Source organism: Swaminathania salitolerans, assembly GCF_007988945.1.
In the GTDB taxonomy this organism is placed as follows: domain Bacteria; phylum Pseudomonadota; class Alphaproteobacteria; order Acetobacterales; family Acetobacteraceae; genus Swaminathania; species Swaminathania salitolerans.
On record NZ_BJVC01000001.1, the window covers coordinates 86,904 to 99,877 of the forward strand.

The 12,974-nt window shown below is 63.8% G+C and carries 10 protein-coding genes; 3 read left to right on the top strand and 7 right to left on the bottom strand.

Going from position 1 to position 12,974, the window contains the following annotated elements:
• Window positions 1-6: 6 nt before the first annotated feature.
• From plsY to gltX, 4 genes are read right to left on the bottom strand one after another with little or no spacing between them, the layout of a single operon-like run.
• Entirely contained in the window at window positions 7-657 is a 651-nt protein-coding gene (plsY, locus tag SSA02_RS00385) for a glycerol-3-phosphate 1-O-acyltransferase PlsY (RefSeq protein ID WP_186807604.1), read from the bottom strand.
• Complete coding sequence (locus tag SSA02_RS00390; protein WP_147091968.1) at window positions 654-1,946, bottom strand: dihydroorotase; 1,293 nt, start codon at window positions 1,944-1,946, stop codon at window positions 654-656. The genes plsY and SSA02_RS00390 overlap by 4 nt, the downstream gene beginning before the upstream one ends.
• Window positions 1,943-2,884: an aspartate carbamoyltransferase catalytic subunit gene (locus SSA02_RS00395; RefSeq protein WP_147091969.1), complete on the bottom strand. Its 942-nt coding sequence runs from the start codon at window positions 2,882-2,884 to the stop codon at window positions 1,943-1,945. The genes SSA02_RS00390 and SSA02_RS00395 overlap by 4 nt, the downstream gene beginning before the upstream one ends.
• On the bottom strand, window positions 2,877-4,283 hold the full coding sequence (gene gltX, locus SSA02_RS00400) for a glutamate--tRNA ligase (protein ID WP_147091970.1): 1,407 nt from the start codon (window positions 4,281-4,283) through the stop codon (window positions 2,877-2,879). Before gltX ends, SSA02_RS00395 begins: the two co-directional genes overlap by 8 nt.
• A gap of 410 nt (window positions 4,284-4,693) precedes the next feature.
• Here gltX and SSA02_RS00405 point away from each other — a divergent pair, with 410 nt between their 5' ends.
• Together SSA02_RS00405 and SSA02_RS00410 are read left to right on the top strand one after the other, a co-directional pair.
• The gene (locus SSA02_RS00405; RefSeq protein WP_147091971.1) at window positions 4,694-5,761 is read left to right on the top strand and encodes a purine-nucleoside phosphorylase; all 1,068 of its coding nucleotides are present in this window, start codon (window positions 4,694-4,696) and stop codon (window positions 5,759-5,761) included.
• A gap of 78 nt (window positions 5,762-5,839) precedes the next feature.
• A complete protein-coding gene (locus tag SSA02_RS00410) occupies window positions 5,840-7,978 on the top strand; it encodes a ComEC/Rec2 family competence protein (RefSeq protein ID WP_246103527.1) in 2,139 nt (712 codons plus the stop codon).
• Between the two features lie 143 nt (window positions 7,979-8,121).
• Here the strand turns inward: SSA02_RS00410 and SSA02_RS00415 are convergent, their stop codons facing one another.
• Both SSA02_RS00415 and SSA02_RS00420 read right to left on the bottom strand, forming a co-directional pair.
• Window positions 8,122-9,372: a cation:proton antiporter gene (locus SSA02_RS00415; protein WP_147091972.1), complete on the bottom strand. Its 1,251-nt coding sequence runs from the start codon at window positions 9,370-9,372 to the stop codon at window positions 8,122-8,124.
• A 209-nt stretch (window positions 9,373-9,581) separates the two neighbouring features.
• The gene (locus tag SSA02_RS00420) at window positions 9,582-9,869 is read right to left on the bottom strand and encodes a DUF1330 domain-containing protein (RefSeq protein ID WP_147091973.1); all 288 of its coding nucleotides are present in this window, start codon (window positions 9,867-9,869) and stop codon (window positions 9,582-9,584) included.
• A gap of 375 nt (window positions 9,870-10,244) precedes the next feature.
• On the opposite strand from SSA02_RS00420, the gene SSA02_RS00425 reads away from it, so the two are divergent.
• The gene (locus tag SSA02_RS00425) at window positions 10,245-12,068 is read left to right on the top strand and encodes a Hint domain-containing protein (protein WP_186807605.1); all 1,824 of its coding nucleotides are present in this window, start codon (window positions 10,245-10,247) and stop codon (window positions 12,066-12,068) included.
• A 123-nt stretch (window positions 12,069-12,191) separates the two neighbouring features.
• Here the strand turns inward: SSA02_RS00425 and nth are convergent, their stop codons facing one another.
• Entirely contained in the window at window positions 12,192-12,923 is a 732-nt protein-coding gene (gene nth / locus SSA02_RS00430; protein ID WP_246103528.1) for an endonuclease III, read from the bottom strand.
• Window positions 12,924-12,974: the final 51 nt, after the last annotated feature.

Genomic DNA, 12,974 nt, shown 5'->3' on the forward strand with positions numbered 1-12,974 from the left:
TCTCTGTCAGATTTCCTGCTTGTCCTGCGGTGGCGGGTCGATCCTGATCCTGCTTTCTCTCCCGGTCAGGAGACGCCGGATATTGCCGGTATGTCTCAGCAGGATGATCAGGGTCAGGAGCAGCGTCGCAACGGGAAGCGGGCTATGCACCGGCTGTTCGCTCAGGGGAGGCATCAGGAAGGGCGCGACGATGAAGGCCGCAAGCGCGCCGGCTGACGAGATATGCGACAGCTTGGCTACGGCAAGCCAGACCAGACAGCATGCGATCCCGACGGGCCAGCACAGGGCGAACAGGGCACCGAGGCCGGTTGCGACCCCCTTGCCGCCGCGAAAGCCGAGCCAGACCGGAAAGCAGTGACCGAGAACGACACAGACCGCCGCGACCGCCATACCGGTCCGGACGTTCCCTTCGAGCAGCAGCGGAACGATCAGCACAGCGAGCGCTCCCTTCAACCCGTCAAGGAGCAGGGTCGCCGCCGCGAGGCCCTTGCGTCCCGTTCGCAGGACGTTCGTCGCACCGATATTGCCGGATCCGATCTTCCGGATATCGCCGGCGCCGCCGATATGACTGAGGAGCAGTCCGAACGGAATGCTTCCCAGAAGATAGGCGATACCCGCACAGAGCAGGATCGGACCGGAATGGGGGATCGTGATCATGCGGTCTGTTCGCCGAAGACCCGGCGCCCCGATTTCCACGTTCCGAGAACCCTGCCCCGGAGCGTCTCGCCGTCGAAAGGCGTGTTCTGGGCGCGTCCCGGCAGGGCGCCTGCCTGGACGACCCAGGATTCTTCCGGATCGAAAAGACAGAGATCCGCTGCCGCGCCGGGCGCCAGCGTGCCGGCGGGGCTGCCGAGAAGCGCGGCAGGCGCCCCGGTCAGAAGAGCGATGGCCCGCGCGAGAGGGAGATCGCCCTCATGCACCCGGGCGAGCGTGACGCCGAGCAGCGTGGCGAGTCCGGTTCCGCCTGCGCTCGCCTGTGCGAAGGGCAGGCGCTTGTCGTCGGCGTCCCATGGGGCGTGATCGGAGGCGATCGCATCGATCGTGCCATCCGCCAGAGCCGCGCAGACCGCGAGGCGGTCGCTCTCGGCCCGAAGCGGGGGCGAAAGCTTCGCATAGGTGCGAAAGGCCCCGATGGCCGATTCGTTCAGGGTGAAATAGGGGGGCGCCGTATCGCAGGTGATCGGCAGTCCGCGTTGCTTTGCCTGCCGGATCAGCTCCAGCCCCTCTGCCGTCGAGACATGACCGAAATGCAGACGGGCGCCCGTCATCTCCGCCAGACGGATATCGCGGGCGATGAGGATGGCTTCCGCTGCGGCAGGAATCTGGGGCAGGCCCATGCGGGTCGCGAGCGCCCCTGCGGTGGCGGCCCCGCCCCGCGCCAGGGAAGGATCCTCGGGATGCTGCACGACAAGCGCCCCCACGCCCTGCGCATAGGCCAGGAGCTGGCGCATCCGCTTGGTATCGGCAATGGCATGGATGCCGTCGGTGAAGGCGACCGCGCCCGCCTCGCGCAGCAATCCGAGTTCGGCCATCTCCTCCCCGGCACAGTTTTTCGTCAGGGCGCCATAGGGAAGAATGGTGACGAGCCCGGTTTCGTCCCCGCGTCCGCGCAGCAGGCGCACGAGCGCCGGCTCGTCGATCGCAGGTTTCGAATTCGGCAGCACGGCCAGGGTGGTCACGCCGCCAGCGGCGGCTGCCCGCGCGCAGGAGGCAATCGTCTCGCGATACTCGAAGCCCGGTTCGCCTATCGCGACGCGCATATCGACCAGACCGGGGCAGAGAACCGCGCCCGCACCGTCGATGCGTGTCGCATTTTCGGGCGCGCCTTCGGCCCCGGGCGCATCCAGCGCCGCAATATGTCCGTCGCGGACGAGAAGACGCCCGGGACTGTCCTGCCCCGTCCGGGGATCGATCAGCCGGACATTGTCGAAAACGAGATCGGTCATGACGCCGTCCGCATACGTGAGAGGCGATCGAGCACGGCCATGCGCACGGCAACGCCCATCTCGACCTGTTCCTGAATGACACTCTGGGTCGAGTCCGCGACATCCGAGGCGATCTCGACACCGCGATTCATCGGTCCGGGATGCATGACCAGCGCCCCGGGCTTCGCGAAGGCGAGGCGTCGGCTGTCCACGCCGTAGAACCGGTAGAACTCGCGTGCGCTCGGTACGAGCCCTGCGCCCATGCGTTCGCGCTGCAGCCGGAGGGTCATCACCACGTCGGCGTCACGCAGCCCGCTTTCCATGTCGTGGTGAATCGAGACGGCACCGAGCGATTGCATGACACCCGGAACCAGCGTGGGCGGCCCGACCAGACGCACCCTGCTGCCCATGGCGGTCAGAAGATGGATGTTCGAACGTGCGACGCGGCTGTGACCCACATCGCCGCAGATCGCGACGGTCAGCCCGCTCAGCGTGCCCAGATGGCGCTTGATCGTCAGCGCATCGAGCAGGGCCTGTGTCGGGTGTTCGTGCATGCCGTCACCGGCATTAACCACGCTGGCCTCGACCTTCTGCGCCAGAAGCGCCGGCGCCCCCGAGGCCGCGTGACGCACCACCAGCAGGTCGCAGCGCATGGCGTTGAGCGTGGCCGCCGTATCGAGCAGCGTCTCGCCCTTGTTCACCGAAGAGGTGGCGACCGTCATGTTGATGACATCAGCCCCCAGACGCTTGCCCGCCAGCTCGAAACTGGTGCGGGTGCGCGTGCTGTCCTCGAAGAACAGGTTGATCACCGTCCGGCCGCGCAGAGCATCGCGCGGCGCGGTGCGTGAGCGGCTCAGCAGGGCATAATTCGCTGCGAGATCGAGATAAGGGGTGATCTCCTCGGCGCTCATGCCCTCGAGACCGAGCAGATGATGCCGTCGGGCGAGCGTCTCAGCCATGCGCGATCGCGGCTCCTATGCGGGCCAGAACCTCGTCCCGGCCGAGGGCCTGAAGGGTCAGATCGATACCGGGCGAGACCGTGCTGCCGGTCATGGCCGCACGCAGGGGCTGGGCGACCTGTCCCAGCTTGATCGCTCTGGTTTCCGCAAACTCACGTAGAGCGCCATCGATGGCCGGTGCCTCGAACGGCTCGACCAGAGCCAGCGCCTGCGCCACGCCGCGCAGCACGTCCCTGCCGTCTTCCGAAAGCTGCTTCTGCGCCTTGACGTCATAGGGGAAGGGCAGGGACCGACCGAGGAAAGCCGCGCTGTCGGCAAGATCCGTCAGCAGCTTGGCGCGTTCCTTGAGCCCCGGCATCAGGGTCAGTACGCGGGCGCGCAGGGCGTCATCCACCGTGATATCGTCACGTGTCTTCAGACGCTCCAGAACGTCATCGGTCAGACGCGCATCGTCGGCTTCGCGCATATAGACGCCGTTCAGATGGGTGAGCTTGACGTAATCCATGCGCGAGGGCGAGCGACCCACGCCGTCCAGATCGAACAGGCGGATCTGCTCCTCACGGTTCAGGATCTCGGCATCGCCATGACCCCAGCCCAGACGCAGCAGATAGTTGCACAGCGCTTCCGGCAGGAAACCCTCATCGCGGAATTCCACAACCGATTGCGCGCCATGACGCTTGGACAGCTTGGCGCCATCTGGCCCGTGTATGAGCGGCAGATGCGCGAAATGCGGCAGATCCCAGCCCATGGCGCGATAGATCATGGCCTGACGGAACGTGTTCGTCAGATGATCGTCTCCCCGGATGACATGGGTGATCGCCATGTCATGATCGTCGCACACCACGGCATGGAGATAGGTGGGTGTGCCATCCGAGCGCAGGATGATCAGATCGTCCATCTCGGCATTGGCCACGCGGACCTCGCCCTGGACCAGATCGTTGATGACGGTTTCGCCCTCGCGCGGCGCTTTCAGACGCACCGCGAAGGCTGCGCCTTCCGGCGCCTCCGAAGGATCGCGGTCGCGCCACATGCCGTTATAGCGCGGCGGCTGACCCTTCGCGATGGCGTCCTCGCGCATCTGCTTCAGCTCGTCGGCCGTGCAATAGCAGCGATAGGCCAGCCCTTTTTCCAGCAGCTCCTGCGCCACTTCCGTATGGCGCCCCTGACGTGTGGACTGGAAGACGGGCTCCTCATCCGCGGTAATCCCCATCCAGGCCAGCCCGTCGAAGATGACATCGACCGCGCGCTGCGTGGAACGCTCGCGATCCGTATCCTCGATTCTGAGCAGGAATTGCCCACCGTGATGGCGGGCAAACAGGAAATTGAACAGGGCCGCACGGGCATTGCCGATATGCAGCAAGCCGGTGGGAGAAGGGGCAAAGCGTGTGCGAACGGTCATGGCGCGTGCATAGCATGGTTGAGGGCTGCACACTACCGGATGGCGATTTGTTGTCCGGCCCGGATGAGCGACTGCGGCCCAAAAATTTCTGTCATGGGGCCTCGCCCCGCGGAGGCTTCCAGCTACGAGAACCGCCCTCCATGGGGCTCCACTCCATACCCCGCCAAAGGACGGTCGTCCTTTGGAAACCTGCCTGGCCAATCGGGATGAAAGGGACGCGTCCCTTTCCGGGGAGCAGGGCAGCGCCCCGCAGGCAACTCTCTTCACGGGGCTCCGTCCCGCTTGGACAATGGAAGGCCTGCTCAATCAGGCCCCGTTTTTGCGCGCGTGTTTCCTCCTGAAAACCCCTCGGGGTACGGTTTGTGCAAACGGGATTTGCAGAATTCTGTATTCGATGTAACGGTCTCGATATGAAAACACGCTTTCTCCTGTCCTGCCTTGCATCCATTGCCTGTGTCGTCGGTCTGGGGGCATCGGCTGCTGCCGCACCGGTGGCGCCGCGTGTCATTATTGTCGCGGGGTGGGAAAACGGGGCGGATACCGGCGATGCGCCGGGCGAGTATCAGAACTGGGTCGAGCGCGCGCATCTGACACGGCAGATCCCGGTACGGGGCGTGAAAGAGCCGATCCTGAGAGCCAATGACTCGGGCGTCTACGGTCTCGTTCTGCGTTCGGGCGCTGCGGAGCTGATGGCGCTGGCGCTCGATCCGGCTTTCGACCTCAGGAAGACCTACTGGATCTTCACCGGCATCTCGGGCGTGAATCCCAATGTGGCATCTGTGGGCAGCGTGGCCTGGGCACGCTGGGTGGTGGATGGCGATGCCCTGCGTGAGCTGGATGACCGGTCCATCCCGAAGGACTGGCCCTACGGGCTCTATGCGATCGGCGCCGACCGACCCAACACCTTGCCGAAAGACCCCAATCATTATGGCTCGGTCACGGATGTGGCGCAGCTCACCAGGGCCTATCCGCTCAATCAGGGGCTGGCGCGCTGGGCATATGCACTCAGCAAGGATGTCCCTCTGGCCGACGACCCCGGGGTCGCGCGCCGTCGCGCGGCCTGGCCCGGTTCATCGCCTGCCAGCAAGCCCCCGGCGGTCCTGATGGGCGAGACGCTCGGTGCGCTCCGCTACTGGCACGGCAAAGCCCGAAACGACTGGGCCGAGGACTGGGTCAGGCTCTGGACCAGGGCCCGGGGCGTCTTCGTCATGACCAATGAGGAGAGCCAGACCAATCAGAAGACCATGCGCCTCCTCGCCAGATGGGGGTATGTCGATCCCGCGCGCATCATGGTGCTGCGCTCGGGCTCCAACCCTTCCATGCCTCCGCCGGGCGTGCCGCTCACCCGGTCCATGGGCGATGAAGGGCCGGGGCAAAACCTCGCTTTCGACAATAACGAGCGTGCCGGGGCTCCCGTGGTGGCGGAGCTGGTCCGCCACTGGGACCGCTATCGCGATCATGTGCCGACCGCGCCCTGACCTGCGCTTTGCCGCGCCTCGTCATCCGGTTTCGCGCAAGAGGGACATGACGGCATGCGGTGAGCGAACCGAAGGAATATGATGGGCGGGATCGAGGCGATCCTGTTCAGACAGGGACGGGCCCTGTTCGGCTGGATGCCGGTTTTGTGGGCTGCCGGCGTGTTGCTGTATTTCCAGCTCCGGTATGAACCGGGTTGGCAGTCGGCATGCCCGATCGCTGTTCTGGGCGGTACGGTGCTCTGTGCGGGATGGCGGAGGATCGGTTCCAGGGTTGCGGGGTTTGTGCTCCTTCTGCCCGCTCTTGGTTTTCTGGACGCGTCATGGCAGGCGCATCGTCAGACTCCGATGCCTGCGCTGCCGTCTCTTTCGGTCGTTCTCAGCGGTACGATACGGGACGTGCGCGATCTCGGTCGGGAGAGCCCGGATCTTTTTCGCCAGCGTCTCGTCGTGGCAGATGCCGTCTTCGAGACCGGGGTCGATGCCGGTATGTCTCCCCTGCAACGCCGGTTGCTTCTGTCCCTCCGGTCCGAACGGCCCCTGAGCCCGGGCGATCGCATCCGTGCCCGTGCCCTGCTTCATCCGCCTTCTCCGCCCTTCTACCCCGGAGGTCGCGATCCCCAGCGTCGCGCCTGGTTCGACGGAACGGCGGGAACGGGCCGGATCCTGAACGAACCCGTCCTCATCGCACAGACGACGCGGCGCAATCCCGATCTCTGGCGCGCGGCCATCGCCCGCCATATCGGCGAGACGCTGCCCGGCCAGGACGGCGCCATTGCCGCCACCCTGCTTGCCGGGCATGACGAGGGGATCAGTCGGGAGACGCGCGCGTCTTTTGCCGCATCGGGGCTTGCACATATTCTCGCGGTGGCCGGTCTCCATCTGGGGCTCGTCATGGGCGCCGTCTTTGTAGCCCTGCGTCAATGTCTCGTATTCTGGCCGCGTATCGGCCTTCGTCTGCCTTGCCGGGAGATTGCCGCGCTCGTCGCTCTCGCCGTTGGGGCAGGCTATGTCCTGCTGACAGGCGCGCATCTTCCTGCCCTGAGAAGCCTGGGCATGGCCGGACTGGCGACCTGCGCCCTTCTCGCCAGTCGCCGGGTTCTCTCCATGCGCTCGCTTGCGATCGTGGCCCTGCTCCTTCTTATCGTCTCGCCGGTCCTCGTTCTGGATCTGTCCTTCCAGATGTCCTTTGCTGCCGTGATGGCCCTGATCGCGGGATACGATGTCCTGCGCCCGGTTCTCCGGCGCGATGCAGAGCGATTCCGTGGGCGCACGTCCCGCCGGATCCTTCATCATGTGGGGCTTCTCGCCCTGACGAGTGCGCTGGCCGGCGGCGCGACGCTGCCGCTCGTCATGGCCGGTTTCGGCACGGTTCAGCCCTGGTTCATCCTCGCCAATCTCGTCGCCGTGCCTCTCGCGGGGATCTGCGTGATGCCGTTCGGTCTCCTGTCGCTTCTCGCCATGAGTTTCGGTCTGGCAAGCGTCCCGCTCACGATCATGGGGCTCGGGATCCGTGCGATCCGCTTTCTGGCCGATCATGTCGCACAGTCTCCCTTCGCGACCGTTTCGGTGCCGCTCATGCCGGGCTGGGGGATTGCGCTCTATATGGCAGGTCTTGCCGGGCTGTGCCTGTGGCGCGGCAAAGCGAGAGGCCTCTTCCTGCTCCCTGTGAGCGGCGCTGTCCTGTCCTTCCTGTTCGTCGCTCCTCCTCTGGTGCTCGTATCTCCCGATGCGGGGCTTATCGCCTTCCGGGATGGGGGCGTCTTGCATGCTGGTCCGCATGGCGCGCTCGAGACGCCCGTCCTCGAGGCGTGGCAGCGTGCCTTCGCGCTTCCTGTCCGTCCTGCCGCGGCGCATCGAGGCTGCACGGGAGAGGGGTGCAAACTGGTTCTGGATGGATATCCGCTGATCCTGCATTTCGCGGATGGCCGCAGTGGAGCGGATCGAAGCCCGTGTCCGCCGAGCGCCTCGCGTGCGATCGTGATCAGCCGGTCGCCCTTGCCGGAGCCATGTCCGTCGCGGCTGTCCGTCGATCGCTTCACGGTCTGGCGGAACGGTGCGGTCGCCCTGTATCTGCATGATGGCGATCCGCACGAGCGCGATCCGCACGGGAACGGGCCGGTGATGGTGTCCGACCGGAGCTGGCGCGGGACGCGTCTCTGGGTGCCGCCTCCCGGCTATCGCGGGAAGCCCAATCTGCCTCTGGCCCGGACGGAGTAGAGTCCTGCCTCCCTTGCGCCCCGATATGCGAGGCAGAAATATCCGTCATGACCCCGCTGCGCGCAATTCCGGGAGCGGGTTCCGCGCAGCGGGGCCTGTCGGTCGCGTCACTTGCCCGGTTCTCTGCCCGGTTACTTGCCCGGCTATTTGCTCCGGGGATAAAAGCGCAGTGCGACCCGCTCCATGCTCAGACCCTGCACCAGAATGGTGAAGACCACGATGCCGTAACAGATCGGCGCGAGGATGTCCTTCATCGGTCCGGCAGGAAGGGTCAGCGCAAGGGAGAGGGAAATGCCGCCGCGCAGCCCGCCCCAGGTCAGCACCGCCAGCATACGCCCGCGATCCTCTCCGTAGAGATGGATCGGGAGGATGGCGAGGAAAACGCTGAGCGCGCGCGCAAGGATCGAGAGCGGAATGCCGAGCAGAAGCGCCCAGAGGGCCCGCGTTCCGGGAATGGCTGCGAGGATCTCGAAACCGATGAGAAGAAAGAGGAGTGCGTTGAGGATTTCGTCGATCAGGGTCCAGAAACTGTTCAGCTCCTCGCGGGCATGATCGTCCATCGTGCTTTTCGCCCGCTCGCTGCCCAGACAGAGCCCGGCCACCACAACGGCGATCGGACCGGACATCTCGAGCGCGTGAGCAAGGCTGAATGTGCCGGTCGCAAGACTGAGGGAGACGAGAAGCTGAAGATGGCTGTCACGCGCGGTCCGGAAGCAGAGCAGGCCGATCACGCCTGCGGCGAGACCGACCAGAGCCCCGCCGATCGCCTCCATGCCGAAAGCCTGAAGCGCGTCGAGCAATGTGACGTTCTGCGCTTCTCCCGTGACCATCGTGATGGCCAGACCGAACAGCACGATGCTGATCCCGTCATTGAAGAGACTCTCTCCCGCAAAGATCGCCTGGATCGGTCCCGGGAGGCCCAGGCGGCGCAACATGCCGACCACGGAGACCGGGTCGGTGGGGGCCAGAATGGAACCGAGAACCACACACCACAGGAACGGGACCGGCAGACCCACGATCTGCATCACCCAGTACATCGCCCCGCCCAGCAAAAAGACGGCGAGAAGCGTGCCCACGATTGCCAGAAAGAAGATCGAGAATTTCCTCTCCACCAGATAACGCGTGTCCACCTGAAGCGCACCGGCGAAAAGCAGGAAGGAGAGGGCACCGTCGAGCAGGTTCCCGGGCAGATCGGCCGAGGCCAGAAGGCTCATCGGAAGCGTATGCAGATCGACCCCCGGCAGGGCGACATCGAGCCCCTTGAGGATGAGGGATATGACCATGGCAATCAGCAGAATGCCGATCGTCATCGGGAGTTTGAGGATCTTGTAATTGAGAATGCCGCAGACCGTGCACAGGGTGAGCAGCGTGGCGAAGAGGCTGAGTGAGGACATGGAACCTTCGGGGTCTGGCGCGTGATCGTAACGTTCTAACGCAAGAGAACGTGATGACAGCCCCCTCTGTCGTCCGATCAACATTATGTCACGCGAATTTCACCCGGTCTGCGTCCTTGCCGGGTCGGAAAACCTCTCCGCTGGCGCTTTTTTTTTCTTGCGCGCCCATTCGTCCGGATATGTGCCCGGGCGAATGGGGCGCCCGCCGGTCAGACGCCTTCGACGAGGGTCGCCCGGTAGACCGCGCCGAGGAAGCGGTGCTCGCGCACCTTGCGATAGGCATCGCCGTCATACCAGGCGAGGGCAGAATCGCGGTCCGGGAATTCGACGATCACGATCCCTTCCGGTGCTTTCCCCTCGAGCGCTTCCTGTGCGCCATAGGCGACGATCGGCTTTATCGGATGACCCCTGAAGGTTTCGGCCACGAGAGAAAAATAGGTATCCAGCTCTTTCTGGTCGCGCGTTTCCTCACGCATGAAGAGGATATAAGTGCTCATGACGGTGCTCCTTTACGACGGGAGATCTCGTTCCCGAGCAGGATAAAGACAAGGGGACAGCCTCGCTTCTCCAGCATTTCCCCACCAACCTCACGAGACGTGAGGCATGCGATCGAACAGCCTCGCGCGTCGGGATGGTTAGTTCAGAGAATATTCATACAAATAATCGTTACAAATGCAGAAAGATAAACAATTTCGGATCAATTCGCCAAATTTTCATAAGTGAATCATGAGAAAACGTGCTCTATAGATCAGGTGGTTTTCTAAAACCGAAACGAACATCCGGTTCTATATCCTGAGGCTCCCGGTCTGGTCCTGGATGTATCGACACACGAACCGGATTCATGGGGTGAAACGATGGATAAGAGCACGAGGGTGACATCCGATATTACCGTGTCCTCAGGGGCGGGGATGGCGTGGCCCCTGACCGACAAGAGAGTTACCATCCTCAATGGCGGTTCTGTGGCGGGCAATATTCTGACGAACTGCTATGTCACGGTTCACGGAGGGGGCTATCTCGGCTCGGAAAAGGTAAAGGGCGGTTCGGTCACTCTCATGAGTGGCGCGATGATGTACAAATGCGATCTCGATACGGCCGCCAGCGTCAATGCCGCTGCAGGGGCTACGATCCATAACGGCACATTCGGACACGATGCTTACTGTTATGCGGCTCCTACGACCGTATTGAGCGGCACGATAACGACCTCGGGCAAGATGATAGGCGGCACTCTGACAGGGGCAGGCACTGTCGAAACCGTTGCAGACGGCACGGTCACCAATCAGAATGTCGGCTCCGGGGCGAAGATCGTCGTCAGCGGAGGTGCGATCGAAGGGGCGGTCTCCCTCTATGCAGGCGGGTCGGCGGTCCTCCACGGCGCTTGCAACGGTACCCTCAACATGGCGGCCGGATCATATGCCGAGGTCAGCCTGACCGCCGGGGCACTTCCGACCACCATGATCACGGGCTTCAACGGAACCAGCCAGACGGCTTCGGATCAGATCAGGATCACGGGTCTCAAGGTAAGGGACATCGCTTCTGTCACGGCTTCCGGCGACACGCTCACCTTCTTCCTGAAGGCAGGCGGAACCCATGTGCTGAACATACAGGGTGTCGGCACGACCGGGTATTCCTTGCTGGATAATGCCGAAGGTCTGACCGTCGTTGTCTGTTATCTGGCAGGTACTCTCATTCGCACCGCGCAGGGCGATGTGTCGGTGGAAACGTTGAAGCCGGGCGATTCCATCACGGCTGTCGTGTCCGGTGTCGAGGTGGAAAGGGAAATCGTCTGGGTCGGCCGCGGTCGCGCCGTCGTCGATCCTGCCCTGACGGACGATGCTGCCGGATATCCCGTCTGTATCAAGGCAGGCGCCCTCGGCGATTCCGTGCCTGAGCGCGACATGTATGTCACGGCCGAGCATTGCATGCTTGTCGAGGGCAAATTCATTCCCGCCCGGATGCTCGTGAACGGCAAGAGCATCGTCTACGACCGTACGAAGACCGATTATGAATATTTCCACTTCGAGACGAGGGATCATTCGGTCGTCATCGCGAACGGAGCCCTTTCCGAAAGCTATCTCGATACCGGCAATCGCCGGATTTTCGATTTCCAGTCGGCAATGCCCGTCGAGCATATGGGGGGCAGGCGCTGGGAGGTCGATGCGGCGGCACCGCTCACGACACGGCGCGAATGCGTCGAGCCGGTCTTCCGGTCCATCGCAGCGCGTGCCGGTCTCGGTTCCGTCTCGCCGCATGTCCTGACGGATGAACCCGGCCTGTGCATCGAGACGTCCGAGGGCAAGCTGGTTCATCCCCTTCGCCGGAATGCCGGGCGTTACAGCTTCTTTCTGCCCTCCTCGACGCGCTTCATCCGGATCCTGTCCAGAACGGCGCGTCCCTGCGACGTCTGGGGGCCTTTCGTCGATGACCGTCGCGAGCTTGGTGTGCTCGTTGGCAGGATCGAACTCTACGCCTCCGACAGGGCGGAGGTGATAACGGCGCATCTCGACGCCCTCGAAATCGATGGCTGGCACCCGAAATCGGGCGCGGATTGCCGCTGGACCAGAGGGAATGGCTTTCTGTTCATTCCCGACAGAAAGAGCGAGGGCGATGCCATCCTCTCGCTCGAGGTGTTGCAAAGCGGCCCCTATCCGGCACCCCGGGAGGAAGAGTCCGCAAGCGACCTGCGCAAGGCCGGGTAGAGCCTCACATCCGGATCGTTGGGGGGGAGCGTCCGCGTCTCTCCCACTCGCCTCTCTCTGGCTCACGTTTCTCTGGCCCACGTTTCTCCGGCCCACGTCTTTCCGGCCCACGGCTGAACGGCTTCAGCCCCGGTCAGTCGCAGGCATCGCCTTCTCCCGGAGCGGCTTCTTGTCTCGTCCCGGTTTTTTCGATCCGATGTCTTCCTTGAGGGGGAAGAGACACGGCGCGAAAGCCGTGCATCGCCAGCATTCGGGGCTGCGTGCCTTGCACACATAGCGTCCGTGCAGGATCAGCCAGTGATGCGAGGGGCGCAGCATCTCCGGCGGTATGCGCCTGATCAGCCCCTCCTCGACCGCACGCGTGGTCTTGCCCGGTGCAAGGCCGGTGCGGTTGCCCAGACGGAAGATATGCGTATCCACCGCCATGGCGCTTTCACCGAACATCACATTCAGGACCACGCTGGCCGTTTTGCGCCCGACGCCTGCCAGAGCCTCCAGCGCGGCACGATCCGCGGGGACTTCTCCTTCATGCAGGGCCAGAAGCTGCTCCGAAAGCCTGAAAACGTTTTTCGCCTTCGCGCGCCACAGGCCGATCGTGCGTATGTGCGCGGCGATACCGTCCTCGCCGAGCGCGACCATGGCCCGCGCATCGGGGGCGTCGCGGAACAGGCCTTCCGTCACCTTGTTGACCGATCTGTCCGTGGCCTGCGCCGAAAGGACGACGGCAACCAGAAGCGAAAAGGCGTCCCGGAAGACAAGCTCGCTTTCCGCATCGGGATTGGCCTCGGCCAGCGACGTGATGAACTGGCGCGCCTGAGCGCGTGTCATGGCCTTTCTGGCCGGGGGGAGAGACATCGTAACCGTTTCATCATGTTGCATACGGGCGTTTGACACCCCACAATAAGC